The 23,137-nt window shown below is 72.4% G+C and carries 20 protein-coding genes; 15 read left to right on the plus strand and 5 right to left on the minus strand.

Features of this window, described 5'->3' with window-relative positions; genetic code table 11:
• The first annotated feature begins 13 nt into the window (after nt 1–13).
• The 4 genes from hutU to hutI are packed head-to-tail and all read left to right on the plus strand — an operon-like array spanning nt 14 to nt 5,449.
• Nucleotides 14–1,678 (plus strand): urocanate hydratase, encoded by a 1,665-nt coding sequence (gene hutU / locus ACIQ6Y_RS24510; RefSeq protein WP_404042090.1) that lies wholly within the window; start codon nt 14–16, stop codon nt 1,676–1,678.
• Nucleotides 1,675–2,892: an allantoate amidohydrolase gene (locus ACIQ6Y_RS24515; protein ID WP_404042091.1), complete on the plus strand. Its 1,218-nt coding sequence runs from the start codon at nt 1,675–1,677 to the stop codon at nt 2,890–2,892. Before hutU ends, ACIQ6Y_RS24515 begins: the two co-directional genes overlap by 4 nt.
• A complete protein-coding gene (locus ACIQ6Y_RS24520) occupies nt 2,889–4,226 on the plus strand; it encodes a formimidoylglutamate deiminase (protein WP_404042092.1) in 1,338 nt (445 codons plus the stop codon). Before ACIQ6Y_RS24515 ends, ACIQ6Y_RS24520 begins: the two co-directional genes overlap by 4 nt.
• 50 nt (nt 4,227–4,276) lie before the next feature.
• On the plus strand, nt 4,277–5,449 hold the full coding sequence (gene hutI / locus ACIQ6Y_RS24525; RefSeq protein ID WP_404042093.1) for an imidazolonepropionase: 1,173 nt from the start codon (nt 4,277–4,279) through the stop codon (nt 5,447–5,449).
• Between the two features lie 41 nt (nt 5,450–5,490).
• Here hutI and ACIQ6Y_RS24530 read toward each other — a convergent pair whose 3' ends face one another.
• Together ACIQ6Y_RS24530 and ACIQ6Y_RS24535 are read right to left on the minus strand one after the other, a co-directional pair.
• The gene (locus tag ACIQ6Y_RS24530; protein WP_404042094.1) at nt 5,491–7,335 is read right to left on the minus strand and encodes a ricin-type beta-trefoil lectin domain protein; all 1,845 of its coding nucleotides are present in this window, start codon (nt 7,333–7,335) and stop codon (nt 5,491–5,493) included.
• Between the two features lie 206 nt (nt 7,336–7,541).
• Nucleotides 7,542–8,459, minus strand: coding sequence for an RNA polymerase sigma factor SigF (locus ACIQ6Y_RS24535; RefSeq protein ID WP_404042095.1), 918 nt, complete (start codon nt 8,457–8,459; stop codon nt 7,542–7,544).
• Between the two features lie 237 nt (nt 8,460–8,696).
• Between ACIQ6Y_RS24535 and ACIQ6Y_RS24540 the strand changes: the two genes are divergently transcribed.
• The 6 genes from ACIQ6Y_RS24540 (at nt 8,697) to ACIQ6Y_RS24565 (ending at nt 13,809) form a co-directional block, all read left to right on the plus strand.
• Complete coding sequence (locus ACIQ6Y_RS24540; RefSeq protein WP_404042096.1) at nt 8,697–9,074, plus strand: STAS domain-containing protein; 378 nt, start codon at nt 8,697–8,699, stop codon at nt 9,072–9,074.
• 137 nt (nt 9,075–9,211) lie between these two features.
• Nucleotides 9,212–9,709 (plus strand): ATP-binding protein, encoded by a 498-nt coding sequence (locus ACIQ6Y_RS24545; protein WP_404042097.1) that lies wholly within the window; start codon nt 9,212–9,214, stop codon nt 9,707–9,709.
• Nucleotides 9,710–9,869: 160 nt separating this feature from the next.
• Entirely contained in the window at nt 9,870–10,562 is a 693-nt protein-coding gene (locus ACIQ6Y_RS24550; RefSeq protein WP_404042098.1) for an LPXTG cell wall anchor domain-containing protein, read from the plus strand.
• Between the two features lie 39 nt (nt 10,563–10,601).
• Nucleotides 10,602–11,429: a hypothetical protein gene (locus ACIQ6Y_RS24555; protein WP_404042099.1), complete on the plus strand. Its 828-nt coding sequence runs from the start codon at nt 10,602–10,604 to the stop codon at nt 11,427–11,429.
• Entirely contained in the window at nt 11,426–12,490 is a 1,065-nt protein-coding gene (locus ACIQ6Y_RS24560; protein WP_404042100.1) for a hypothetical protein, read from the plus strand. The genes ACIQ6Y_RS24555 and ACIQ6Y_RS24560 overlap by 4 nt, the downstream gene beginning before the upstream one ends.
• Nucleotides 12,487–13,809 carry a hypothetical protein gene (locus ACIQ6Y_RS24565; RefSeq protein WP_404042101.1) on the plus strand — a complete coding sequence of 441 codons (1,323 nt, stop codon included), beginning with the start codon at nt 12,487–12,489 and terminating at the stop codon, nt 13,807–13,809. The genes ACIQ6Y_RS24560 and ACIQ6Y_RS24565 overlap by 4 nt, the downstream gene beginning before the upstream one ends.
• A gap of 172 nt (nt 13,810–13,981) precedes the next feature.
• On the opposite strand, the gene ACIQ6Y_RS24570 is transcribed toward ACIQ6Y_RS24565, so the two are convergent.
• Nucleotides 13,982–15,475, minus strand: coding sequence for a peptide MFS transporter (locus ACIQ6Y_RS24570; RefSeq protein WP_404042102.1), 1,494 nt, complete (start codon nt 15,473–15,475; stop codon nt 13,982–13,984).
• 522 nt (nt 15,476–15,997) lie between these two features.
• On the opposite strand from ACIQ6Y_RS24570, the gene ACIQ6Y_RS24575 reads away from it, so the two are divergent.
• Nucleotides 15,998–16,675: a response regulator transcription factor gene (locus tag ACIQ6Y_RS24575; protein ID WP_043501447.1), complete on the plus strand. Its 678-nt coding sequence runs from the start codon at nt 15,998–16,000 to the stop codon at nt 16,673–16,675.
• 90 nt (nt 16,676–16,765) lie between these two features.
• Nucleotides 16,766–18,034 (plus strand): ATP-binding protein, encoded by a 1,269-nt coding sequence (locus ACIQ6Y_RS24580; RefSeq protein WP_404042103.1) that lies wholly within the window; start codon nt 16,766–16,768, stop codon nt 18,032–18,034.
• Nucleotides 18,035–18,229: 195 nt separating this feature from the next.
• Here the strand turns inward: ACIQ6Y_RS24580 and ACIQ6Y_RS24585 are convergent, their stop codons facing one another.
• Entirely contained in the window at nt 18,230–18,802 is a 573-nt protein-coding gene (locus ACIQ6Y_RS24585; RefSeq protein ID WP_404042104.1) for a GtrA family protein, read from the minus strand.
• 188 nt (nt 18,803–18,990) lie between these two features.
• On the opposite strand from ACIQ6Y_RS24585, the gene ACIQ6Y_RS24590 reads away from it, so the two are divergent.
• From ACIQ6Y_RS24590 to ACIQ6Y_RS24600, 3 genes are read left to right on the plus strand one after another with little or no spacing between them, the layout of a single operon-like run.
• Entirely contained in the window at nt 18,991–20,151 is a 1,161-nt protein-coding gene (locus ACIQ6Y_RS24590) for a 5-(carboxyamino)imidazole ribonucleotide synthase (protein WP_404042105.1), read from the plus strand.
• The gene (gene purE, locus ACIQ6Y_RS24595) at nt 20,148–20,672 is read left to right on the plus strand and encodes a 5-(carboxyamino)imidazole ribonucleotide mutase (protein WP_404042106.1); all 525 of its coding nucleotides are present in this window, start codon (nt 20,148–20,150) and stop codon (nt 20,670–20,672) included. Before ACIQ6Y_RS24590 ends, purE begins: the two co-directional genes overlap by 4 nt.
• Nucleotides 20,673–20,677: 5 nt before the next feature.
• The gene (locus ACIQ6Y_RS24600) at nt 20,678–21,859 is read left to right on the plus strand and encodes a dipeptidase (RefSeq protein ID WP_404042107.1); all 1,182 of its coding nucleotides are present in this window, start codon (nt 20,678–20,680) and stop codon (nt 21,857–21,859) included.
• Here ACIQ6Y_RS24600 and ACIQ6Y_RS24605 read toward each other — a convergent pair.
• A complete protein-coding gene (locus ACIQ6Y_RS24605) occupies nt 21,808–22,941 on the minus strand; it encodes an alkene reductase (RefSeq protein WP_404042108.1) in 1,134 nt (377 codons plus the stop codon). The two genes, ACIQ6Y_RS24600 and ACIQ6Y_RS24605, sit on opposite strands and share 52 nt — an antisense overlap.
• Nucleotides 22,942–23,137: the final 196 nt, after the last annotated feature.

The raw sequence follows: 23,137 nt of genomic DNA on the forward strand, positions 1-23,137 counted from the left end.
TAGGAGGCAGACCATGTCAGGACCCCGCCCCGTCCGAGCGCCGCGCGGTACGGAACTGAGCGCCCTGGGATGGCAGCAGGAGGCCGCCCTGCGGATGCTCCAGAACAACCTGGACCCCGAGGTCGCCGAGCACCCCGACAAGCTCGTCGTCTACGGCGGGACGGGCAAGGCCGCCCGCGACTGGCGCTCCGTCGACGCCATGGTCCGCACCCTGCGCACCCTCAAGCAGGACGAGACCATGCTGGTCCAGTCCGGCCGCCCGGTCGGCGTCATGCAGACCCACGAGTGGGCCCCGCGCGTCCTCATCGCCAACTCCAACCTCGTCGGCGACTGGGCCAACTGGGAGGAGTTCCGCCGCCTGGAGGCCCTCGGCCTGACCATGTACGGGCAGATGACCGCCGGCTCCTGGATCTACATCGGCACCCAGGGCATCCTCCAGGGCACCTACGAGACCTTCGCCGCCGTCGCCGCGAAGAAGTTCGGCGGCACCCTCGCCGGGACCATCACCCTCACCGCCGGCCTCGGCGGCATGGGCGGCGCCCAGCCCCTCGCCGTCACCATGAACGACGGCGTCGCCATCTGCATCGACTGCGACCCGCGCGCCATCGACCGCCGCATCGAGCACCGCTACCTGGACGTGAAGGCCGACTCCCTCGACCACGCCCTCCAGCTCGCCACCGAGGCCCGCGACGCCCGTCGCCCGCTCTCCATCGGCGTCCTCGGCAACGCCGCCGACCTGGTGCCGCAGCTGCTCGCCATGGGCGCGCCCATCGACATCGTCACCGACCAGACCTCCGCCCACGACCCGCTGTCCTACCTGCCGGTCGGCGTGGCCTTCGAGGACATGGCCGACGCCGCCGCCAAGGACCCGGCCGGCTTCACCACCCGCGCCCGCGAGTCCATGGCGCGGCACGTCGAGGCCATGGTCGGCTTCATGGACGCCGGCGCCGAGGTCTTCGACTACGGCAACTCCATCCGCGGCGAGGCCCAGCTCGCCGGGTACGACCGCGCCTTCGCCTTCCCCGGCTTCGTCCCCGCCTACATCCGCCCCCTCTTCTGCGAGGGCAAGGGCCCCTTCCGCTGGGCCGCCCTGTCCGGCGAGGCCTCCGACATCCACAAGACGGACAAGGCGATCCTCGAGCTCTTCCCGGAGAACGAGTCCCTGCACCGCTGGATCAAGATGGCCGGCGAGCGCGTCCACTTCCAGGGCCTGCCCGCCCGTATCTGCTGGCTCGGCTACGGCGAGCGCGACAAGGCCGGCGAGCGGTTCAACGACATGGTCGCGAGCGGTGAGCTGGCGGCTCCCCTGGCGATCGGCCGCGACCACCTCGACTGCGGCTCCGTCGCCTCCCCTTACCGCGAGACCGAGGCCATGCTCGACGGCTCCGACGCCATCGCCGACTGGCCGCTGCTCAACGCCATGGTCAACGTGGCCTCCGGCGCCTCCTGGGTCTCCCTCCACCACGGCGGCGGCGTCGGCATGGGCCGCTCCATCCACGCCGGCCAGGTGACGGTCGCCGACGGCACCAAGCTCGGCGGCGAGAAGATCCGCCGCGTCCTCACCAACGACCCCGGCATGGGCGTCATCCGGCACGTGGACGCCGGCTACGACATCGCCGAGTCGGTCGCCGACGCCAAGGGCGTGCGCGTGCCCATGCGCGAGGGTGACCCGGCGTGACCTTCCACAGCATGTGGGCGGAGCTGCTGCCGGTCGGCCGCAGCTCCGCCTCCGGCGGCTACCGCCGCTTCGCCTGGACCGGCGCCGACACCGACTGCCGGGCCTGGTTCCAGGAGCAGGCGCAGGCCCGCGGCCTGACCTACGAGGTCGACCGCAACGGCAACCAGTGGGCCTGGCTCGGCGACCCCGCTCAGGGCGACGCCGTGGTCACCGGGTCCCACCTGGACTCCGTGCCCGACGGCGGCGCCTTCGACGGGCCCCTCGGCGTGGTGTCCTCCTTCGCCGCGCTCGACGAGCTCCGCGCGCGGGGCGTGGCTCTCGCCAGGCCCCTCGCCATCGTCAACTTCGGTGACGAGGAGGGCGCCCGGTTCGGGCTCGCCTGCGTCGGGTCCCGGCTCACCTCCGGGGCGCTCACCGTCGAGCAGGCGCACCGGCTCACCGACGCCGACGGCATCACCCTGCCGCAGGCCATGGAGGCCGCCGGGTACGACCCCGACGCCATCGGGCCCGACCCCGAACGCCTGGACCGCATCGGCGCGTTCGTCGAGCTCCACGTCGAACAGGGCCGCGCCCTCGACCTGTCCGGGGACGCCGTCGGCATCGCCAGCGCCATCTGGCCGCACGGCCGCTGGCGGTTCGACTTCCGCGGCGAGGCCAACCACGCGGGCACCACCCGCCTGGTGGACCGGCGCGACCCGATGCTGTCGTACGCCGACACCGTGCTCGCCGCCCGCCGCGAGGCCGAACTCGCCGGAGCGGTCGCCACCTTCGGCAAGATCGCCGTCGAGCCGAACGGCGTCAACGCCATCCCCTCCCTGGTCCGCGGCTGGCTCGACAGCCGGGCCGCCGACCAGGACACCCTGGACACCGTCGTCGGCGGCATCGAGAAGGCCGCGCGGGAGTACGCCGACCGGCACGGCGTCGACCTCGACATCGTGCGGGAGTCCTTCACGCCGGTCGTGGAGTTCGACCACGCCCTGCGCGACGAACTGGGCCGCATCCTCGGCAAGGACAGCGACCTCACCGTCCCCGTCCTGGGCACCGGCGCCGGACACGACGCCGGGATCCTGTCCGGACGCATCCCGACCGCCATGCTGTTCGTACGCAACCCCACGGGCGTCTCGCACTCCCCGGCCGAACACGCCGCCGAGGACGACTGCCTGGCCGGGGTGACCGCGCTCGCCGACGTACTGGAAGGACTGGCCCGCAGGTGACCAAGGGGACCTACTGGTTGGAGCACGCCTGGCTCGGCGACCGGGTCGAGCCGGGCGTGGCCGTGGACGTGGCCGACGGACGTATCGCCGCTGTGCGCACCGATGTCGCCGCACCGCCTGCGGGCGCGGAGGTGCTGCGCGGGCTGACCCTGCCGGGCCTGGCGAACGCCCACAGCCACGCCTTCCACCGCGCGCTGCGCGGCACCGTCCAGGTCGGATCCGGCACTTTCTGGACCTGGCGCGAGGTCATGTACGCGGTCGCCGACCGGCTCACCCCGGACAGCTACCACGCCCTGGCCCGCGCGGTGTACGCCGAGATGGCCCTCGCCGGCATCACCTCCGTGGGCGAGTTCCACTACCTCCACCACGCCCCCGGCGGCACCCCCTACGCCGACCCCAACGCCATGGGGGAGGCGCTGATCGAGGCCGCCGCCGAGGCCGGGATCCGGATCACCCTCCTCGACACCTGCTATCTCTCCTCCGGCTTCGGCGAGGCCCCCAACCCCCACCAGCTGCGCTTCTCCGACGGGACCGCCGAGGCCTGGGCCGAACGCTGTTCAGTTCTCAAGGAACGGGATCACGCACGGATCGGAGCGGCGATCCACTCGGTGCGGGCGGTCCCCGCCGGGCAGCTCGCCACGGTCGCGGCCTGGGCGCAGGCGCGGCGGGCCCCGCTGCATGTGCACCTGTCCGAGCAGACCGCCGAGAACGAGGCCTGCCTCGCCGCCCACGGCCGCACGCCGACGCAGCTCCTCGCCGAGCACGGGGTGCTGGGGCCGCGCACCACGGGCGTCCACAACACCCACCTCACCGACGAGGACATCGCCCTCATCGGCGGCACCTCCACCGGCACCTGCATGTGCCCGACGACCGAGCGCGACCTCGCCGACGGCATCGGCCCGGCCGTGGCCCTTCAGCGGGCAGGCTCCCCGCTCTCCCTCGGCTCCGACAGCCACGCCGTCATCGACCTGCTCGAAGAGGCCCGCGCGATGGAGCTGGACGAGCGGCTGCGCACCCGCACCCGAGGCCACTGGACGGCAGCCGCCCTGCTGCGCGCCGCCACCGCCGACGGCCACGCCGCCCTCGGCTGGGACGAGGCCGGACGCATCGAGCAGGGCGCGCTCGCCGACCTCACCACCATCGCGCTCGACTCGGTCAGGACAGCGGGACCGCTGCCCCGGCTCGGCGCCGAGACGGCCGTATTCGCGGCGACGGCAGCGGACGTACGGCACACGATCGTCGCAGGACGGCACGTCGTACGGGACGGGGCGCACACGCGTGTGCCCGATGTGCCGCAGGCGCTGGCCGCCGCCGTCGCAGCCCTGCGCGACTGATCCCCGTATCCGAAGCCCACGCCCCTGCCCCCGCCCACGAGGACACGACGATGAGCAGCACCGTCATCACCAACATCGCCACGCTGGTCACCAACGACCCCTCCCTCGGTGACGGCTCCCCTCTCGGACTCATTCGCGACGCGGCCCTCGTCATCGACGGCGACCAGGTCGCGTGGGCCGGTGAGTCAAGCAAAGCACCCGCCACTGACAATCGGGTCGACGCCGGCGGCCGGGCCGTGATCCCCGGCTTCGTCGACTCCCACTCGCACCTGGTGTTCGCGGGCGACCGCACCGAGGAGTTCAACGCCCGCATGTCCGGGCGCCCCTACAGCGCGGGCGGCATCCGTACGACGGTCGCGGCGACCCGGGCGGCCACCGACGCCGCACTCGAGGCCAACCTCACCCGCCACCTCGCCGAGGCCCTGCGCCAGGGCACGACCACCTTCGAGACCAAGTCCGGCTACGGCCTCACCGTCGAGGACGAGGCCCGCGCCCTGCGCATCGCCGCCCGGCACACCGACGAGGTCACCTACCTCGGCGCGCACATCGTCTCCCCCGACTACGCCGACGACCCGGCCGGCTATGTCGCCCTGGTCACCGGCGAGATGCTCGACGCGTGCGCCCCGCACGCCCGCTGGATCGACGTCTTCTGCGAGAAGGGCGCCTTCGACGGCGACCAGGCCCGCGCGATCCTCACCGCGGGCAAGGCGAAGGGCCTGCTGCCCCGCGTCCACGCCAACCAGCTCTCCTACGGGCCCGGCGTGCAGCTCGCCGTCGAGCTCGACGCGGCCAGCGCCGACCACTGCACCCACCTCACCGACGCCGACGTGGACGCGCTCGCGGGCAGCCGTACGGTCGCGACCCTGCTGCCCGGCGCCGAGTTCTCCACCCGCGCCGAGTGGCCGGACGCGCGGCGGCTGCTGGACGCGGGCGTGACCGTCGCGCTGTCCACGGACTGCAACCCCGGGTCGTCGTTCACGTCGTCCGTGCCGTTCTGCATCGCGCTCGCCGTACGGGACATGCGCATGAACCCCGACGAGGCCGTCTGGTCGGCCACCGCGGGCGGGGCCGCGGCCCTGCGCCGCGACGACATCGGCCGCCTCGCCCCCGGCGCCCGCGCCGACCTGGCCCTCCTCGACGCGCCCAGCCACGTCCACCTCGCCTACCGGCCGGGGGTCCCGCTGGTCAGCGCGGTGTGGCGCAGCGGCGTACAGGTGGTGTGACCGCGGCGGTACGGCTCACCCGTACGGGTCACTCGTACGGGTCATGCGGCCCGGCCCGCCCGCCAGCGCTGCTCCGCTCCCCCGTCGATCCGGCCCAGCCACACGCCGTCGCCGCCGGTGGCGGTCACCGCGGAGTCCGGGTCGACGTAGGGGCGGATCCTGCCCTCGCCGTCGATGGAGAACATCAGGTTGACGCCGTTGCGGCCCCACACCGAGTCGCAGGACCAGATGCCGACGCCCCGGTCGGTCGAGCCGCGGCTGTCCAGGCAGAAGTCCTGGTCGGCGTACGACTGCAGGACCCGGTGCTCGGCGTCGTAGCGCCACTGCTGGGTCGGCGAGCCGGAGCAGGCGGCGGTGATCACGTCGACGCCGTCCTCGAACCAGCCGTCGCGGACGTCCAGGCACCGCCCGGTGGCGGCGTTGACCACCTGCGCGAAGGTGCCGTTCGGGGGAGACGGCGGCTTCGGCGTCGCCGTGGGCGTGGGCGGGGGCTTCGGGCGTGCGGAGGTGCGCGAGGGCGTCGGGGTCGGTGTGGGCGACGGCGACGGCGGCGGTGACGTGCGTGTCTTCGAGGGCGACGGGGACGGCGAGGGGGTCACCGACACCGTCGCGGTCACCGTCACCGGCGGTGGCGCGGGCGGGGTGCGCATGGTCTGCGAGGCGGCGTTCTCCGCGGGCGTCTCGCCCGGGGACAGCAGGAAGACCAGCAGCGGCACCAGGGCCACCCCCAGCGCGGCCGAGGCCAGCGCAAGCCGCCGACCCGGCGGCCACGCCCGCCCCGCGGCCCCCGCCCCGGCCCCAAAGCCCCGCCCGCCCCGGGCCGCCCGCCCCCAGGCCGCCCAGTCCGCCCCACGGGCACCGGCCGAGAACCCACCCACCGCCCGCCGATCCCCGGCTGCCCGGCCGTCGCGCTCCGCAGCCGCAGAGCCTCGCCCGGCCTCGCCTGCCCGGCCCCAGGTCCCCCAGCCCGCACCACCGGCACCGGCACCGGCCGACAGACCACCCGCCGCCCGCCGAGCGCCGGCTGCCCGGCCCGAGGCACTCGCCCCCAAGGCACCCCCCGTCGACACACCACCCACGACATGGGCCGCCGCCGCACTCGCGTACGCCGCCCCACCCCACACCACCAGCCCCTCCGCAAGGGCCATGCGCGGGGTGTCGCGCAAGGCGCACTGCTCCTCGTAGGCCGTGGTGCAGTGGGGGCAGTGGGCCATGTGGGTGGCGAGGTCGGGGCTGTGGCGGGGGGAGTCGGGGCGGACGGACTCCTCGATCAGGCGGCGGAAGTCCTGGCAGTCGGGGTCGTCGGAGTCGGTGAGGCGGGTCTGGAGGGCGGACCGGGCCAGGGCCTGCAGTGCGGGGGCCGTGCCCCAGGTCACATCCGCGGGGGTGACGCCGAGCAGCAGCGCTGTCCGCTCCTCGGGTTCCTGCTCGACCAGGCCGTACCAGAGCAGGCCCTGGGTGCGCGGCGGCAGGGCCCGGAACGCCCGGAGCAGGGCAGGGGCGGGCGCCGCTGCCGTCAGGGTCGGCAGCAGGGCCGTGTCGAGTCCGGCGGCGCGTTCGTCGGTGGCCCACTGCGCGGCGACCTCGCTCACCAGGAGCAGCAGCCGGTGGCGTACGGGCGTGCCCGGGTCGGTGCCGCGGGCGGCCTCGCGGGCCGCGGCGGTGAAGGCGTGGGCGGCCAGCTGGCGGGCGGCCGTGTCGCTGGTGGTGCACAGACGGGCGTACGTGAGGACGGACGCGCGATGCCGGGCGCGCAGCTCCTGCAGTGCGGGGTAGGCGGTGACGCTGCGGGTGCGCAGCAGTTCCGTCAGCCGGGTGTCCGGCGCGCTCGCGTACGCGCTGTTCACGGCCCCGGCATCGTTGTCGGTTCCCTCGGCCCGCGCCATTCGTCCGCCTCCTCGCAACCCCGTCGGCTCCCCGCCAAGTCACTTACGTACCGGTCGGTTTGGGGGTGCCCATAGTGGTGGAAGCGGGTCGGTGGGAAAAGACGTTTCCTGCGGTAACAGGGAGACGGAAAGGCGCGGTCCGGTAACGGCCGCGGGGGCGGTCCGACAGGTCGAACCGCCCCCGGGAAGTCGTACGAGGGGAGCCGTCACTCCTCGACGGTCAGCCCCTTGCGCAGCCGTCCCAGCGTGCGCGACAGCAGGCGGGAGACGTGCATCTGGGAGATTCCCAGCTCCTCGCCGATCTCCGACTGGGTCATGCCCGCCACGAAGCGCAGGGACAGGATCTTCCGGTCGCGCGGCGGGAGTTCGGCGATCAGCGGCTTCAACGACTCGACGTACTCGATGCCTTCGAGTCCGTGGTCCTCGTAGCCGATGCGGTCCGCGAGGGCGCCCTCGGAGTCGTCCTCCTCGGGCTGGGCGTCGAGCGAGCTGGCGGTGTAGGCGTTGGAGGCCGCCATGCCCTCGACGACCTCGTCGTGGCTCAGGCCCAGATGCTCGGCGAGCTCCGGCACCGTCGGCGCCCGGTCCAGCCGCTGGGCCAGCTCGTCCCCGGCCTTGGCCAGGTCGAGCCGCAGCTCCTGCAGCCGGCGCGGGACGCGCACGGACCACGAGGTGTCGCGGAAGAAGCGCTTGATCTCACCGATGATGGTGGGCATCGCGAAAGTGGGGAACTCGACGCCGCGGGTGAGTTCGAAACGGTCGATCGCCTTGATCAGGCCGATGGTGCCGACCTGGACGATGTCCTCCATCGGCTCACTGCGGGAGCGGAACCGGGAGGCGGCGAACTTGACGAGCGCCAGGTTGAGTTCGACCAGGGTGTTACGGACGTACGCGTATTCGTGCGTGCCTTCCTCGAGGGACTCCAGTCGCTCGAAGAGGGTCTTGGACAGGGCCCGCGCGTCGACCGGACCCACTTCTTCGAATGGGGGGATCTCCGGAAGACCGGCGAGCGCGTCGCCCGCGTCGGTCGTCGGGTCGATGGGATCCAGATGTTCCGGAGCGGTTGCCGACGTCGCTGTGGGGGTACGCGAGGCGTCGAGCCGGGGTGACATGATGTCCTCCATCGTTCTCGGCATATGGCTGCCGAAGCCAGTACGTGCACTGCGGTGTGCGGCGCCTCCAAAGCCGGCCGTGTCGGTTACGTGTCCTTACTAGCCCTACCCGCTTTTCAACAGCCACCGCAAGTGCGTTACCTGGGCATATGTCCGTTTCGTGGTGGTTGTTCGGGTGTCGGAGTGTGTGAGGAAGGCGTAGGGTTCGAGGACGTCAGTCAGTAGCCACGACCTCGGGAGAGAGACGGCATGGACCACGGGACGGTCGGCAGCGCTCGATCTGGCCGGCTTCTGGTGGAAGTGCGGCAGGAAGGTTCCAGTGCCGTCGTGACGCCGGCGGGTGAGCTCGATCACCACACCGCCGACCTGTTGCGCGAACCACTTGAGGACTGCCTCGCCAAGGGGCTCAGCCGCCTGGTCGTCGACTGCTCCAGGCTCGAGTTCTGCGACTCCACAGGGCTGAACGTCCTGCTCGGTGCCCGCCTGAAGGCGGAGGCCGCCGGGGGCGGGGTGCACCTCGCCGGGATGCTGCCCGTGGTGGCGCGGGTGTTCGAGATCACCGGCGCGGACGCGGTCTTTACTGTCCATGACACCCTGGAAGCGGCCCTCGCCGACGAATCCGGCTGATCCGGAAAACAGCGGGTGTTCCGCCGCGCCGCACGGGCAGGAGACCCCCTGAGCGTGTCGGTGGCGACCACCGAGGTGCGGTCCTACTGAAGTGACTCTTGAATCGTGATCTGGTGAATCGGTGAGGTGAAGCGCTGATGAGCACCACCCGGCCATACTCGCCGGGCTCCGAGGAGCCCAGCGGCGCTTCCGGGGGGTCCGGGGCGCCCGGGGCCTGCGAGGGAGGCCGGCAGATGCGCCGGCTGGACTTCGCGGGGCAGGCCGGCGTCGTGCCGCTGGCCCGCGACTTCGCCCGTCAGGCGCTGTACGCGTGGGGCTGGCTGCCGGCCGCGACCGCGGACCAGCGGGCCGCGGCGGAGGACGTCCTGCTCGTCGTGTCCGAGCTGGTCACCAATGCGTGTCTCCATGCGGAGGGCCCGGCCGAGATGTGGATCGCCTGCGACGACAAGGTGATCCGGGTCGAGGTGGCCGACCGGGGGGCCGGGCAGCCGGCGCCGCGTACCCCGCATCGCGCTGCGCGGCCTGGGGGGCATGGGATGTTCATCGTGCAGCGGCTGTGTCTGGACTGGGGTGTTGTGCGGACGCCTGGGGTTGCCGGGAAGACCGTGTGGGCCGAGTTGGGGGCTCCCGCCTAAGCGCCGTTCGGGCTTTGCGTTGTCTTGCGGGCGCGGGTCCTTCGTGGTTGCTCGCGCAGTTCCCCGCGCCCCTTCAAGGGCATCTTTCTCTTCCCTCTTCAAGTTGTCCGGCGTACCTTGACGGCCGATCTGATGCTCCGTCAGGAAATGGGGTACGCCCATGCCGTACCGGAAACGAGTCGTCGCCGTCCTGGCCGGAACCGTGGTGCTGGCCGCTGCCCCCGGGGCTCGGGCCGAGGTCGTGAATGTCGACTACCAGTGCAAGACGCCGATCGGGGACAAGAGCGCGGTGTCGCCGATCGACATCAAGGGCGTGCGGAGCGGCGGCGGTTACCGGATCACCATGTCGTGGCAGAAGGGCGTCTCCTCCAGCCCCATCGAGCTGGGCAAGGGGGCGATGAACCCGAGTGCCACGATCAAGGTGGGCGGCGCCGACAGCGGGACCCTCACGGTCACCGGGCCCGCCAACCAGGCCGCGATCCCGGCCGACACCCCGATCAAGATCAACGACCTGAGCGGCACCTATACGCCGCGCAGGTCCGGCAAGGTCACCTTCACCGCGGGCGTGCTGACCATCAAGGCGCTCGGGACGACGACGACCTGCACGCCGACCGACGACCCCGGACCCTCGCTCACCCTCGACGTGACGGCAGCGGGCGGTGGCGCCCCGCAGGGCGGGGACTCCCAAGGCTCGGGCGGTGACTCGAAGGGTTCCGGCAGTGGGCTGCCGCAGACCGGCCCCGCCGACTCCGCCCTCGCCCTCGGCACCCTCGGCGGCACGGTCCTGCTCACCGGCGCGGCCGGCGCCCTGTGGCTGACCAGGCGGAACGGCATGGCACGCGCCCGCCGCTGACCCCTCAGGGCCCTTAGGTCACGACCGCCGGAGCCGCCGATGCCGTACGCCGCCGTACGTCTCCTCCCGCCCACCCTCGCCCTGCTGGTGCTCGGCGTCACTCCCGCCTTGGCCGCCACCGGCTGGTCCGCCGCGCCCTCCGGCGGTCATCGCCCGGCCCTGTACGCCGAGGGCGTGCCCGGCGCGGTCCTCCAGGACACGGTGTCCGTCACCAACGGGGGTGCTGAACCGGTGACGGTACGGCTGTCCGGCCGAGGCGTCCCGGCCGGCCTGGCCTTCGCCTTCGCCGCGCAGCGCGTCCGTGTCCCCGCCCGCACCCGGGCCGAGGTGCCCTTCACCGTGGCGGTCCCGGCGGACGCGTCCCCCGGCGACCGGACCGGCACGATCACCGTCCGGGGCGGTGACGGACGCACGGTGCGGGTGCCGCTGCTGGTCAGGGTCGGCGGGCCGCGGCTGTCCGCGCTGACCGTGGAGCACGTCGACGTCCGGGCGGGCCGCATCGCGTACGAGCTGGTCAACCGCGGCACCACCACCCTGGTGCCGCGTCTCGCCGTGCACGCGGACGGACTGCTGGGCCCGGTCCTCGACCGCGCGCCGCGCCCCCTGCCCCTCGAACTCCCGCCCGGCCGCCGCGTGAAGCTCAGTGAGCCCTGGCCCGAGCGGCCGGCGTTGGACGCGGTCGAGGTGCGGCTGACGGTCACCGCGGCGGGCGGCGCCCGGGACACCGCGACCGCGCGGGCGAGGTTCGTGCCGTGGACGGCCGCCGCCACGGCGGGTGCCGGGGGAGCGGCGGCGGCCGGCGCCCTGGTCGTCGTACGACGTCGTAGGCGTCGGCAACCCGCCGCGGACGAGGGGGTGTCGGCGTGAGGGTCGTCGTACTGGCGCTGGTGGCCGCCCTGTTGGTGCCGGGCGGCATCGCGGACGCCGCCGAGGGGCCCGTCGTACGGCTCTCCAAGTCGCAGGCGGGGACGGGGGGTTCGATCACGGTCTCCGGCAGCGGATGGCGGCCGAGGGCGCTGCTGATGATCCTGGTCTGCGGTCAGGCGGTGCCCTCGCGGGGCGTGCCCGGCGGCACCAACTCCTGCGCGAACGCCGACGGCAGGGCCGTCACCACCGACACCGAGGGGCGTTTCGAGCGGCGGCTTCCGGTGGCCGAGCCGCCGGTGCCGTGCCCGTGTGTGGTGCACGTGGCGACGGTGACCGGGCCGAAGGCCCAGGCCGACGCGGTCTTCCAGGTCGCCGGGCACGCGGTCGAGCCGCTGCCGGCCACGGTCGGCGGGGGCCGGCTGTCGGTCCTCACGGACACCCGCCTCGACGGCTCCGGCGGGCTGCTGACCTGGTTCGGGGCGCCACCCGCCCGCACCCTCGTCTTCACGGTCGGCAATGTGGGCACCTCGGCGGTCAAGGACCCCGTCTTCCAAGTCGGCACCGCGCACGGCGTGTTCGCCCCGCAGTGGGAGGAACGCCCGTGGCGCGGCACGATCCGACCGGGCCGCCGCGCCCGCGTCGAGCTGCCGGTGGAACTCGCCGCCGGGGCGCACGGCGACTACACCGTCTCCCTGAAGTACGGCGGCAAGGTCATGGCCGAACAGCCCTGGGCCGTCGGCCGCCCCTGGGGCGTGACCCTGTTCTGGATCCTGGCCGGTCTCGTCGTACCGGCCGCGGTGTTCCGGGCCGGGATGGCCCTGGTGGATCGCGTACGGCCGCGCGGTCCTGCCGTCCGGCGGGGCGTGCGGCTGCCCGGTGCCGGGCCCTCGGGCGCCTCGGTCCTGGCCCGTGTCCCGCTCCCGCTCCCGCGCCGGACCCGGCCCCGCCCGCCGGCCGCACCGGCCCCCGCCACGTTGCCGTGGTTCACCCCGGACGCCGGTCCGGGCGCACTCTCCGCACCGCACGACGACGACCCGCCGAGCAGGAAGGGAAGCACGTGAACGAGCCGAGGAGAGTCATCCGGGGGGCAGGCCGAGGTACGGCCGCGATCGCGGGCGCGGGCCTGCTGCTCGCACTGGCCGCCGCCCCCGTGCGGGCCGCGGAGGTCTCGTACGCCACCGAGTGCGTGCCGCCGGCGATCTCGGGGCTGCCGCCGGTCCACGGCACCACCAAGGTGCAGATCACCGCCCCGGCGACCGCGAAGGTGGGCGAGGAGGTCGAGGTGGTGTGGAAGTTCGTCCAGGCCGCCTCCAAGAACCCCGACCTCATCGACCTGCCCGCCGACTCGGTCCAGCCGAGCGGCACCCTCAAGGTGTCCGGCGCGCAGACCGCGGCCCTCGCGATGCAGGGGCCCCGCAAGAACCCGCCCATTCCGAAGGGCGGCGCCATGGTGCTGCCCGACATGAAGGGCACGCTGAAGCCGACCGCCGCCGGTGAGCTGACGCTGACACCGGACGCGTACGCCATCAACGCCATGTCGACGGACACCAAGTGCACACCGGAGGCGCCGGTGTCCGCGGCCGCGACGATCAAGGTGACGGAGGGCGGAGGCGACCCCGGGACACCGACGCCGACGCCGACGCCCACACCGACTCCCACGCCCACCCCGACCCCCAGCCCCACGCCGACCGTGCGGCCGACCCCGAGCCCCACGCCCAGCGCGCCCGCCTCGGACTTCAAGGGCAAGGAGGTCCAGGTCCCGTACGCCTGCAAGACCCCGATCGGTGACCGCACCGCCACCTCGCCCGTGCAGATCGACGCCAAGCGCGACGGCGGGAACTTCGACCTGACCGTGCGCTTCAAGAAGTCCGTCATGGACAGCCCCGCCAGCATTCCCGAGGACTCGGTGAAACCGTCCATGGAGGTCGCCCTCGGCGGCGCCGACCACGGCACGGTCCATGTGGAGGGCCCCACCAACGCCCAGCCCATCGCCGCCGGCGACCCGATCGAGATCCCCGACCTCAAGGGCACGTACAAGCCGGGCGCGAGCGGCGAGGCCACCCTCTCCCCGGGCGTCCTGACGATCCAGGCCCTGGGCACCACGACGACCTGCACCCCGACGAAGTCCGAGGTCTCCCTGGCCCTGGACACGACGGCCCAGCCGGGCGGCGCCGCGGGCGGCACATCCACCGGCGGCGGCACCGCAGGCGGAGGCGCCACCGGCGGAGGCGCCACCGGCGGAGGCGCCACCGGCGGAGACCTTGCCGACACAGGCGCCGAGAACCACGGCGCCCTCAAGGCCCTGGGCCTCGTAGCGGGCACGGCGGTACTCCTGGGAGCAGCGACGTTCACCTTCGTGCCAGGCCGCAAGGCGAGGTAGTTCAGGGGCGCGGGGCTGTGTCGATCTGCGGCTCCGCCGCGTGAGCGCGAGAAACCACAACGAACCCGCACCCGCCGACGCGACAGCACCACCAACGGCGAGAGGGCCGCTGCATCCCCCTCGGATACAGCGGCCCTCTCCGGACCAGGACTCGGCCCAGGCGAGCGCAGCGCTAGCGCACGGACCCCATGAGCTCCTTGACCTGCTTGCGGTACATGTGGACCGCCACACCGGCGAGCACCGCCAGCGCGGCCTCGGCCGCCACGACCCCGGTCTTGTTCAGGTCGACGCCGTACGTGGACAGCAGGCCCGTGATCGCGTCACCCGCGGTGACCGCGAGGAACCAGACGCCCATCATCTGGGAGGCGTACTTGGCCGGAGCCATCTTCGTGGTGACGGACAGGCCCACCGGGGACAGCAGCAGCTCACCGGCCGTCTGGCAGAAGTAGATCAACACGATCCACCACGGCGAGACCTTGCCGCCGTCCGCGGCCACCAGCGGCAGCAGGAAGACGAAGAAGGAGATGCCGACCAGGGCCAGACCGCCGCCGAACTTGACGATCGTGCTGGGCTCCTTGCCGCTGCGGGCGAGGGACACCCAGATCGCGGCGAACACCGGCGCCAGCGCCATCACCATGACCGGGTTGACCGACTGGAACCACGAGACCGGGAACTCCCAGCCGAAGACGTGGTTGTCGACGTGCTCGTCCGCGAAGATCGACAGGGTCGAGCCGCCCTGGTCGTAGATCATCCAGAAGACCGCCGCGGCGACGAAGAACCAGATGTAGCCGGAGACGCGGGACTGCTCGACGTCGGTGAGCTCCTTGTCGCGCTTGATGCGCACCAGGACGGTGACCGGGACGACCAGGCCGATGACCATCAGCGGGGCCATGACCCAGTTCAGGGTGTAGTGGCCGGTGGTGACGACGATCGTGTAGAAGACGGCCGCGATCAGCATCCAGATCATGGCCTTGCGCAGCGTGGAGTTGCGCTCCTCGGTGCTCAGCGGCTTCGGGACGACGCTGGAGCGGTCCGACAGGTGACGGCTGCCGAGCAGGAACTGGACCAGGCCCAGCGCCATGCCGAGAGCGGCCAGCGCGAAGCCGATGTGCCAGTTGACGTTCTGGCCGACGGTGCCGATGACCAGCGGCGCGGCGAACGCGCCGAGGTTGATGCCCATGTAGAAGACCGTGAAGCCACCGTCGCGGCGCGGGTCGTTCGGGCCGTCGTAGAGGTGGCCCACCATGGTCGAGATGTTGGACTTCAGCAGGCCGGAGCCGATGGCGACCAGCAGCAGACCGAAGTAGAAGGTGCCCGCGGTGGGCAGCGCCAGGACCAGGTGGCCGGCCATGATGACCGAACCCGCGACCGTGACGGTCTTGCGGGGACCCCAGACACGGTCGCCGAACCAGCCGCCGGGCATGGCGAGCAGGTACACCGTCGAGACGTAGACGGAGTAGATCGCGATCGCCGTGCCGGCGTCCAGGCCGAGCCCGGCGGGGGCGACCAGGTAGAGGGGAAGCAGTGCCCTCATGCCGTAGTAGGAGAAACGCTCCCACATCTCGGTCATGAAGAGGGTGGCCAGGCCGCGGGGGTGGCCGAAGAAGGTCTTCTCGGAACCGGGGGTGCCCGGACGGACCGAGTCCTTCGTCAGGCTGGACGCCATGGGTCGTTCCTTGCTGGTCGGGACGCGCGATTGGAGCGTGCGCGCCCGGTGGGGCGGCCGGCACCGGCGTGATCGGACCGGCCACCCCCACGCCCAGGGGGAGTCCGCTCCGGATCACGGAGCGGTGGACGGCGACCACCGGGATCCACGCCTCGGTGCGCTTCGTCGCGCGTGAGGCCCGGCCACAGGTCATTCCTTTCAGGGCCGGCGTGGGCCGGCCCGCACACAAAAGAGACCTTCAGCGTCGTATGGCCGCCAAAGGTCCCCGTGGTGCTACAGGCGTTGAAAGCACCATACGGCAGTGCAGTGCCGGATATGGAAGGACTTGAGACATGGATCACAGGTGACTTCGGAACCGCAGGGCCCGATTCGAATGTGATCAGAGAGTTGGCCCCCGCAATCATAGGTTCGTACCAAGCTCCGGCCCGACCAGCTGTCCGGTATGCCGGACAAGTCGGAGGGTAAGAACCGGGGACGGTGATCTCACCTCGGGCGCGGTGGCGGGCGGACTACCATCAGGTCATGACCCGTGTACTGCTCGCCGAGGACGACGCGTCCATCTCCGAGCCCCTGGCTCGCGCCCTGCGCCGGGAGGGGTACGAGGTCGAGGTCCGTGAGGACGGCCCGACCGCGCTCGACGCCGGCATCCAGGGCGGAGTCGACCTGGTCGTCCTGGACCTGGGCCTGCCCGGCATGGACGGGCTGGAGGTCGCCCGCCGGCTGCGCGCCGAGGGTCACACCGTGCCGATCCTGATCCTGACCGCGCGCGCCGACGAGGTGGACACCGTCGTCGGCCTGGACGCGGGGGCCGACGACTACGTCACCAAGCCCTTTCGGCTCGCCGAGCTGCTCGCCCGGGTGCGGGCCCTGCTGCGGCGCGGTTCCGCCGAGCCCCAGCAGCCGCCGGCCACGCACGGGGTGCGCATCGACGTCGAGTCGCACCGGGCCTGGATGGGCGACGAGGAGCTCCAGCTCACCGCGAAGGAGTTCGACCTGCTGCGGGTGCTCGTGCGCGACGCCGGCCGGGTCGTGACCCGCGACCAGCTGATGCGCGAGGTCTGGGACACCACGTGGTGGTCCTCCACCAAGACCCTCGACATGCACATCTCCTGGCTGCGCAAGAAGCTCGGCGACGACGCGGCGAACCCGCGCTACATCGCGACCGTGCGGGGCGTGGGCTTCCGCTTCGAGAAGAGTTGAGCCCTTCTGCTCGTAAGGGGCGTACGGGTCTTACGGGCCGTAGGTCTCATGCGTAGTACGGGTCTCAGCACAGGCAACAGGTAAGAGGGCATGCGCCGCCGACTGATCCAGTCCACGCTCGCCGTGGTGCTCGTCGTGATCGCCGTGTTCGGGCTGTCGCTCGTGATCGTCGAGACACGCACCATCACGGCGAGCGCGCAGGAGCGGGTGAACTCCGAGGCCGGACGGCTGGCCGGGATCGTCGACGGCCGCATCCTGGGCCGCGAGCAGATCACCGCGGAGATATTGCGCGACCAGGTCGGCGACGAGCGCTACGCCGTCGTGCGCATCCCCGGCCGGCCGCCCATCGAGATCGGCGACCGGCCCGACGGCGACGTCATCGAGCACACCGCCCTCGGCGAGCAGCACGAGACGGTCACCGTGCAGGAGCCGCGCTCGGCCATCACCCGCGAGGTGGGCCGTACGCTGCTGATCATCGGGGCGGTGGCCCTGCTCGCGGTGATCGCCGCGGTGGCACTCGCGCTGCGCCAGGCCAACCGTCTCGCCTCCCCGCTGACCGACCTCGCCGAGACCGCCGAACGCCTCGGCTCCGGAGACCCGCGCCCGCGCCACAAGCGGTACGGCGTCCCCGAGCTGGACCGGGTCGCCGATGTGCTGGACGCCTCCGCCGAGCGCATCGCGCGGATGCTGACGGCCGAGCGGCGGCTGGCCGCGGACGCCTCCCACCAGCTGCGCACCCCGCTCACCGCGCTGTCGATGCGGCTGGAGGAGATCACCCTCACCGACGACCCGGACACGGTGAAGGAGGAGGCGACCATCGCGCTGACGCAGGTGGAGCGCCTCACGGACGTGGTCGAACGGCTGCTGACCAACGCCCGCGACCCGCGCACCGGCTCCGCGGTCACCTTCGACCTCGACGAGGTCATCCAGCAGCAGCTCGCCGAGTGGCGCCCGGCCTACCGCAGCGCGGGCCGGGCCATCGTCAGCTCCGGCAAACGGCACCTGGAGGCGGTCGGCACACCGGGCGCGGTCGCGCAGGTGCTGGCGGCGCTGATCGAGAACTCCCTCATGCACGGCGGCGGCACCGTCGCGCTGCGCACCCGGGTCACCGGCAACCAGGCCGTCATCGAGGTCACCGACGAGGGCCCCGGCGTCCCCGCCGACCTGGGCGCCCGGATCTTCGAGCGCGCCATCAGCGGCCGCAACTCCACCGGCATCGGTCTCGCCGTCGCCCGCGACCTCGCCGAGGCCGACGGCGGACGTCTGGAGATGCTCCAGGCCCAGCCCCCGGTCTTCGGCCTGTTCCTGTCCCGCACGACCCCGTCGGGGCCGGAGGAGACGCAGCCGACGGTCCGCTGAGGCGGCCGAACCCGCTGCCGACGGTCGCTGAGGCGGCCGAACCCGCCGCGGACGGTCGCTGAGGCGGCCGAACCCGCCGCGGACGGTCGCTGAAGCGGCCGAACCCGCCGCGGACGGTCCGCCGAGGCGGCCGAACCGCTGCCGACGGTCCGCCGGCGGTCAGACCCCCTGCCGACGGTCCGCTGAGCGGTCGGCTCAGACCCGCTGCTTGACCCGCTGCCGGGAGGCCCGGCCGTGGGAGCGCGGCAGGACGGGCCCCGGGTGGGGCCGGCCGACGGGCTGCGCGGGCTGCTGCGCCGGTGTCTCCTGCGGCAGGGCCTTGAAGACCCAGCTGCGGTAGGACCAGAAGCGGAACAGGGTCGCGATGCCGATGCCGAGGAACTTGAAGACGTTGCTCTGCAGCGGGCTGTCCCAGCCGAACCCGTACGTCGCGGTGTAGAGCACGCCGTTCTCGATGACCAGGCCGATCGCGCTGAACACGATGAACAGGGTCAGCTCACGGGTGCGGCCGCTCTTGTCGCGGTCGCGGTAGGTGAAGTACCGGAACCCGATGTAGTTGAAGACGATCGCGGCGATCGTGGCGATCACGCTGGCGCGGACCACCTGAAGGTCGGTGACGCTGCGCACCAGGTTGAACACGCCGAGGTTGACCAGCAGCCCGGCCCCGCCCACGGCGCCGAACTTGGCGGCCTCCCTCACGAGGCGTTCGACGCGCTGCCGCATCGCACTGGGGGGCGCAGCATGTAGCCCCGAGGAACCGTGTTCCATGGCGATGAAGGCCCCGTCCGTCGGAAATCGTCAACTCCGTCATGCTAACCACCCCCCTTCGGTGATCGCTTGCAGACGACCACACAGGTCGATCACAGATCGCCGGGATGTGTGGGGACAGACGCACGCCGCCCCGGTTGCGGGGGAGCGGAAACCGGCCATGTCCGTGTGGCCGATACCCTGGGTGCGTGACGTTCCCGGTAGTCGGCATGGTCGGCGGGGGCCAGCTCGCTCGTATGACACACGAGGCAGGCATCCCGCTCGGCATCAGGTTCAAGCTTCTCAGTGACACCCCTCAGGATTCCGCGGCGCAGGTCGTGAGCGATGTCGTCATCGGCGACTACCGCGATCTGGACACGCTGCGCGAGTTCGCGCGGGGGTGCGATGTGATCACCTTCGATCACGAACACGTACCCACCGAGCATCTACGGGCCCTGGAGGCGGACGGCATCCCCGTGCGCCCCGGCCCCGACGCGCTGGTGCACGCCCAGGACAAGGGCGTCATGCGCGCGAAGCTCGACGCGATCGGGGTGCCCTGCCCACGGCACCGGATCGTGTCCGACCCCGCCGACGTGGCGGCCTTCGCGGCGGAAGGGCTCCCTGAAGGGGCCGAGGGGGACGGCTTCCCGGTCGTCCTCAAGACCGTCCGCGGCGGCTACGACGGCAAGGGCGTGTGGGTCGTCGACTCCGTCGAGGAGGCGGCGGACCCGTTCCGCGCCGGCGTGCCCGTGCTCGCCGAGGAGAAGGTCGACTTCGTGCGCGAGCTCGCCGCGAACGTCGTCCGCTCCCCGCACGGCCAGGCGGTCGCCTACCCGGTCGTGGAGTCCCGCCAGGTGGGCGGCGTGTGCGACACGGTCATCGCCCCCGCCCCCGACCTGGAGGAGTCCCTGGCGCTGCGGGCCGAGGAGATGGCCCTCAGGATCGCCAAGGAGCTGGACGTCGTCGGGCACCTCGCGGTCGAGCTGTTCCAGACCCGCGACGGCCGCATCCTCGTCAACGAGCTCGCGATGCGCCCGCACAACTCCGGCCACTGGACGATGGACGGCGCGATCACCAGCCAGTTCGCCAACCACGTCCGCGCCGTGCTCGACCTGCCGCTCGGCGACCCGCGCCCGCGCGCGAAGTGGACGGTCATGGCGAACGTCCTCGGCGGCGACTACCCCGACATGTACTACGCGTACCTGCACTGCATGGCCCGCGACCCCCAGCTCAAGATCCACATGTACGGCAAGGACGTGAAGCCGGGACGTAAGGTCGGACACGTCAACACCTACGGCGACGACCTGGCCGACGTGCTGGAGCGCGCCCGCCACGCGGCCGACTACCTGAGAGGCACGATCACCGAATGAGCCCCCTTGTTGGCATCGTGATGGGTTCGGACTCCGACTGGCCGGTCATGGAGGGCGCCGCGAAGGCCCTCGACGAGTTCGAGATCGCGTACGAGGTCGATGTCGTGTCGGCGCACCGTATGGCCCGCGAGATGATCGCGTACGGCGAGCAGGCGGCCGACCGCGGCCTGAAGGTGATCATCGCCGGTGCGGGCGGCGCCGCCCATCTGCCCGGCATGCTCGCCTCCGTCACCCCGCTCCCGGTCATCGGCGTCCCCGTGCCGCTGAAGTACCTCGACGGCATGGACTCCCTGCTCTCCATCGCGCAGATGCCGGCCGGCGTGCCCGTGGCCACCATGGCCGTGGCCGGCGCCCGCAACGCCGGTCTCCTGGCCGCCCGCATCCTCGCCACGCACGACGAGGACCTCCTCGGCAAGATGCGCGACTTCCAGCAGGACCTCAACGACCAGGCCACCGAGAAGGGCAAGCGCCTGCGCGCCAAGGTCGAGGGCGCCGCGAACGGCTTCGGCTTCGGGAAGTGACGTCTATGACCTCCTCCCTGGAGGCCGCCCGGGAACTCCTCGCCGAGTTCCCGGTCGTCGACGGCCACAACGACCTGCCCTGGGCCCTGCGCGAGCAGGTCCGCTACGACCTTGCCGCGCGGGACATCGCCGTACGGCAGGACGCGCATCTGCACACCGATCTGCCGCGGCTGCGGGAGGGCGGGGTCGGGGCGCAGTACTGGTCGGTGTATGTGCGGGCGGACCTGCCGGGTCCGGTCGAGGCGACGCTGGAGCAGATCGACTGCGTACGGCAGTTGATCGAGCGTCATCCGCGGGAGCTGCGGGCCGCGTCGACGGCCGCGGATCTCGAAGCGGCGCGGGCGGAGGGCCGTATCGCGTCGCTGATGGGGGCCGAGGGCGGGCATTCCATCGCCAACTCGCTCGGCACGTTGCGCGGGTTGTACGCGCTCGGCGTGCGGTACATGACGCTCACCCACAACGACAACGTCGACTGGGCGGACTCCGCGACCGACGAGCCGCGGGCGGGCGGGCTCACCGCGTTCGGCCGTGAGGTCGTACGGGAGATGAACCGGCTCGGCATGCTGGTCGACCTGTCGCATGTGGCGGCGACGACCATGCGGGACGCGCTGGACGCCTCGTCCGCGCCGGTGATCTTCTCGCACTCCTCCTCCCGGGCGGTGTGCGACCACCCGCGCAACATCCCCGACGACGTGCTGGAGCGCCTGCCCGCCAACGGCGGTATGGCGATGGTGACGTTCGTGCCGAAGTTCGTGCTCCAGGCGGCCGTCGACTGGACAGCCGCGGCCGACGACAACATGCGCGCCCACGGCTTCCACCACCTCGACACCACCGCCGAGGCCATGAAGGTGCACCGCGCCTTCGAGGAGGCCCACCCGCGTCCGGTCGCCACCGTCGCGACGGTCGCCGACCATCTCGACCACATGCGCGAGGTCGCCGGCATCGACCACCTCGGCATCGGCGGCGACTACGACGGCACCGCGTTCACCCCCGAGGGCCTCAGCGACGTCTCCGGCTACCCGAACCTGCTCGCCGAGCTGCTGGACCGCGGCTGGTCGAGGGCCGACCTCGCCAAGCTCACCTGGCAGAACGCCGTACGGGTGCTGGGCGCGGCGGAGGACGTGGCCCGTGGGCTTCAGGCGACCCGGGCGCCGTCGAACGCGACGATCGAGTCGCTCGACAGCTGACCGATGCCGCCGAGGGCGGGGTAGTCGTTGTAACCGGCCGCCCCGCCCGTGTACATGAAGTACCGCTCCCGCACCGGGTTGAGGGGCGCGCCCCGGCGCAGCCGCTCGACCAGGTCCGGGTTGGCGAGGAACGGCCGCCCGAGCGCGACGAGGTCGGCGCCGCCGGCCAGCATCCGCTCGGCACCGGCGCGTACGGCGTCCGTGGTCAGGTCCGTCAGGACCGGGTTGCCGATCAGGGTGCCCCGCCAGCCCCGCCGCAGCCGCCGGAACACGGCGGAGTCCGGGTCGGCGTGCACCAGGTGCAGATAGGCGATCCCCTGCAGGCGGGCGGCCAGCGCCGGGTACAGCTCCTCGGTCTCGTCGCCCTCGTCGATGCCGTTGACGGTGGCGCCGGGGGAGACCCGGACGCCCACCCGCTCGGCGCCGATCGCCTCGGCCACCGCCTCCGTCACCTCCACCGCGAAGCGCATCCGCCGCTCGAGAGAGCCGCCGTAGCCGTCCGTACGGTGGTTGGTGCCGGCGGTGAGGAACTGGTGCAGCAGCATTCCGTTGGCCGAGTGCACCTCCACGCCCTCGAAGCCAGCGTCGACGGCCCGGCGGGCCGCGGCGGCGAAGTCGGCGATCGTGGTGCGGATGTCGTCGGCGGTCATCTCGCGCGGGACGGCGGCGGGCCGGTGGCCGCCCGGCGTGAAGATGGTCTCCGGCAGCGCGATCGCGGACGCCGAGACCGGGGTCAGCCCGGTGGTCGCCGGATGGCTGACCCGGCCGCCGTGCTGGAGCTGGAGGAACATGTGCCCGCCGGCCTCCCGGACCGCGTCCGTGACCCGCCGCCAGCCGGCCACGTGCCGGTCGGTGTGGATGGCGGTGATGTTCGGGTACGTCTGTCCGACCGGGTTCGGCGTCGAGCCCTCGGCGATGATCAGTCCGGCCGAGGCGCGGTGGGCGTAGTGGGTGACCATCAGGTCGGTCGGGGTGCCGTCGGCGGCCGCCCGGTTGCGGGTCAGCGGGGCCATCACGAGGTGGTGGGGGAGTGCGAGCCGGCCGAGCCGGGCCGGGGCCAGGAAGTCCGTGGTCTGCGTCATGACCGCACGGTAGAACCTGACACCAATGTCAGATTCAAGCCCGGCGTGGGAGGGGCGCACAAAGGCTTCGCGAGGGGCGCACCAAGGCTTCGAGAGGGGCGTGCCTACCGACGGCTGCGAAGGGGAGGACCTGCCAACGGCTTGGCAGGGGGTGTTCCAACGGCTTCGAGGGGGCCTGCCGACGGCTTCGAGGGGG

This window comes from Streptomyces sp. NPDC096205 (genome assembly GCF_044763135.1).
Classification (GTDB): domain Bacteria; phylum Actinomycetota; class Actinomycetes; order Streptomycetales; family Streptomycetaceae; genus Streptomyces.

Excerpts from the sequence above, each read along its gene's own strand:
- ACIQ6Y_RS24600 (WP_404042107.1), top strand. The coding sequence starts at position 20,678 with ATGACCTCCTCCCTGGAGGCCGCCCGGGAACTCCTCGCCGAGTTCCCG.
- ACIQ6Y_RS24570 (WP_404042102.1), bottom strand. The coding sequence starts at position 15,475 with ATGGCGTCCAGCCTGACGAAGGACTCGGTCCGTCCGGGCACCCCCGGT.
- ACIQ6Y_RS24575 (WP_043501447.1), top strand. The coding sequence starts at position 15,998 with ATGACCCGTGTACTGCTCGCCGAGGACGACGCGTCCATCTCCGAGCCC.
- ACIQ6Y_RS24585 (WP_404042104.1), bottom strand. The coding sequence starts at position 18,802 with ATGGAACACGGTTCCTCGGGGCTACATGCTGCGCCCCCCAGTGCGATG.
- ACIQ6Y_RS24550 (WP_404042098.1), top strand. The coding sequence starts at position 9,870 with ATGCCGTACCGGAAACGAGTCGTCGCCGTCCTGGCCGGAACCGTGGTG.
- ACIQ6Y_RS24545 (WP_404042097.1), top strand. The coding sequence starts at position 9,212 with ATGAGCACCACCCGGCCATACTCGCCGGGCTCCGAGGAGCCCAGCGGC.
- hutU (WP_404042090.1), top strand. The coding sequence starts at position 14 with ATGTCAGGACCCCGCCCCGTCCGAGCGCCGCGCGGTACGGAACTGAGC.
- ACIQ6Y_RS24555 (WP_404042099.1), top strand. The coding sequence starts at position 10,602 with ATGCCGTACGCCGCCGTACGTCTCCTCCCGCCCACCCTCGCCCTGCTG.
- ACIQ6Y_RS24535 (WP_404042095.1), bottom strand. The coding sequence starts at position 8,459 with ATGGAGGACATCATGTCACCCCGGCTCGACGCCTCGCGTACCCCCACA.
- ACIQ6Y_RS24530 (WP_404042094.1), bottom strand. The coding sequence starts at position 7,335 with ATGGCGCGGGCCGAGGGAACCGACAACGATGCCGGGGCCGTGAACAGC.
- purE (WP_404042106.1), top strand. The coding sequence starts at position 20,148 with ATGAGCCCCCTTGTTGGCATCGTGATGGGTTCGGACTCCGACTGGCCG.
- ACIQ6Y_RS24580 (WP_404042103.1), top strand. The coding sequence starts at position 16,766 with ATGCGCCGCCGACTGATCCAGTCCACGCTCGCCGTGGTGCTCGTCGTG.
- ACIQ6Y_RS24605 (WP_404042108.1), bottom strand. The coding sequence starts at position 22,941 with ATGACGCAGACCACGGACTTCCTGGCCCCGGCCCGGCTCGGCCGGCTC.
- ACIQ6Y_RS24540 (WP_404042096.1), top strand. The coding sequence starts at position 8,697 with ATGGACCACGGGACGGTCGGCAGCGCTCGATCTGGCCGGCTTCTGGTG.
- hutI (WP_404042093.1), top strand. The coding sequence starts at position 4,277 with ATGAGCAGCACCGTCATCACCAACATCGCCACGCTGGTCACCAACGAC.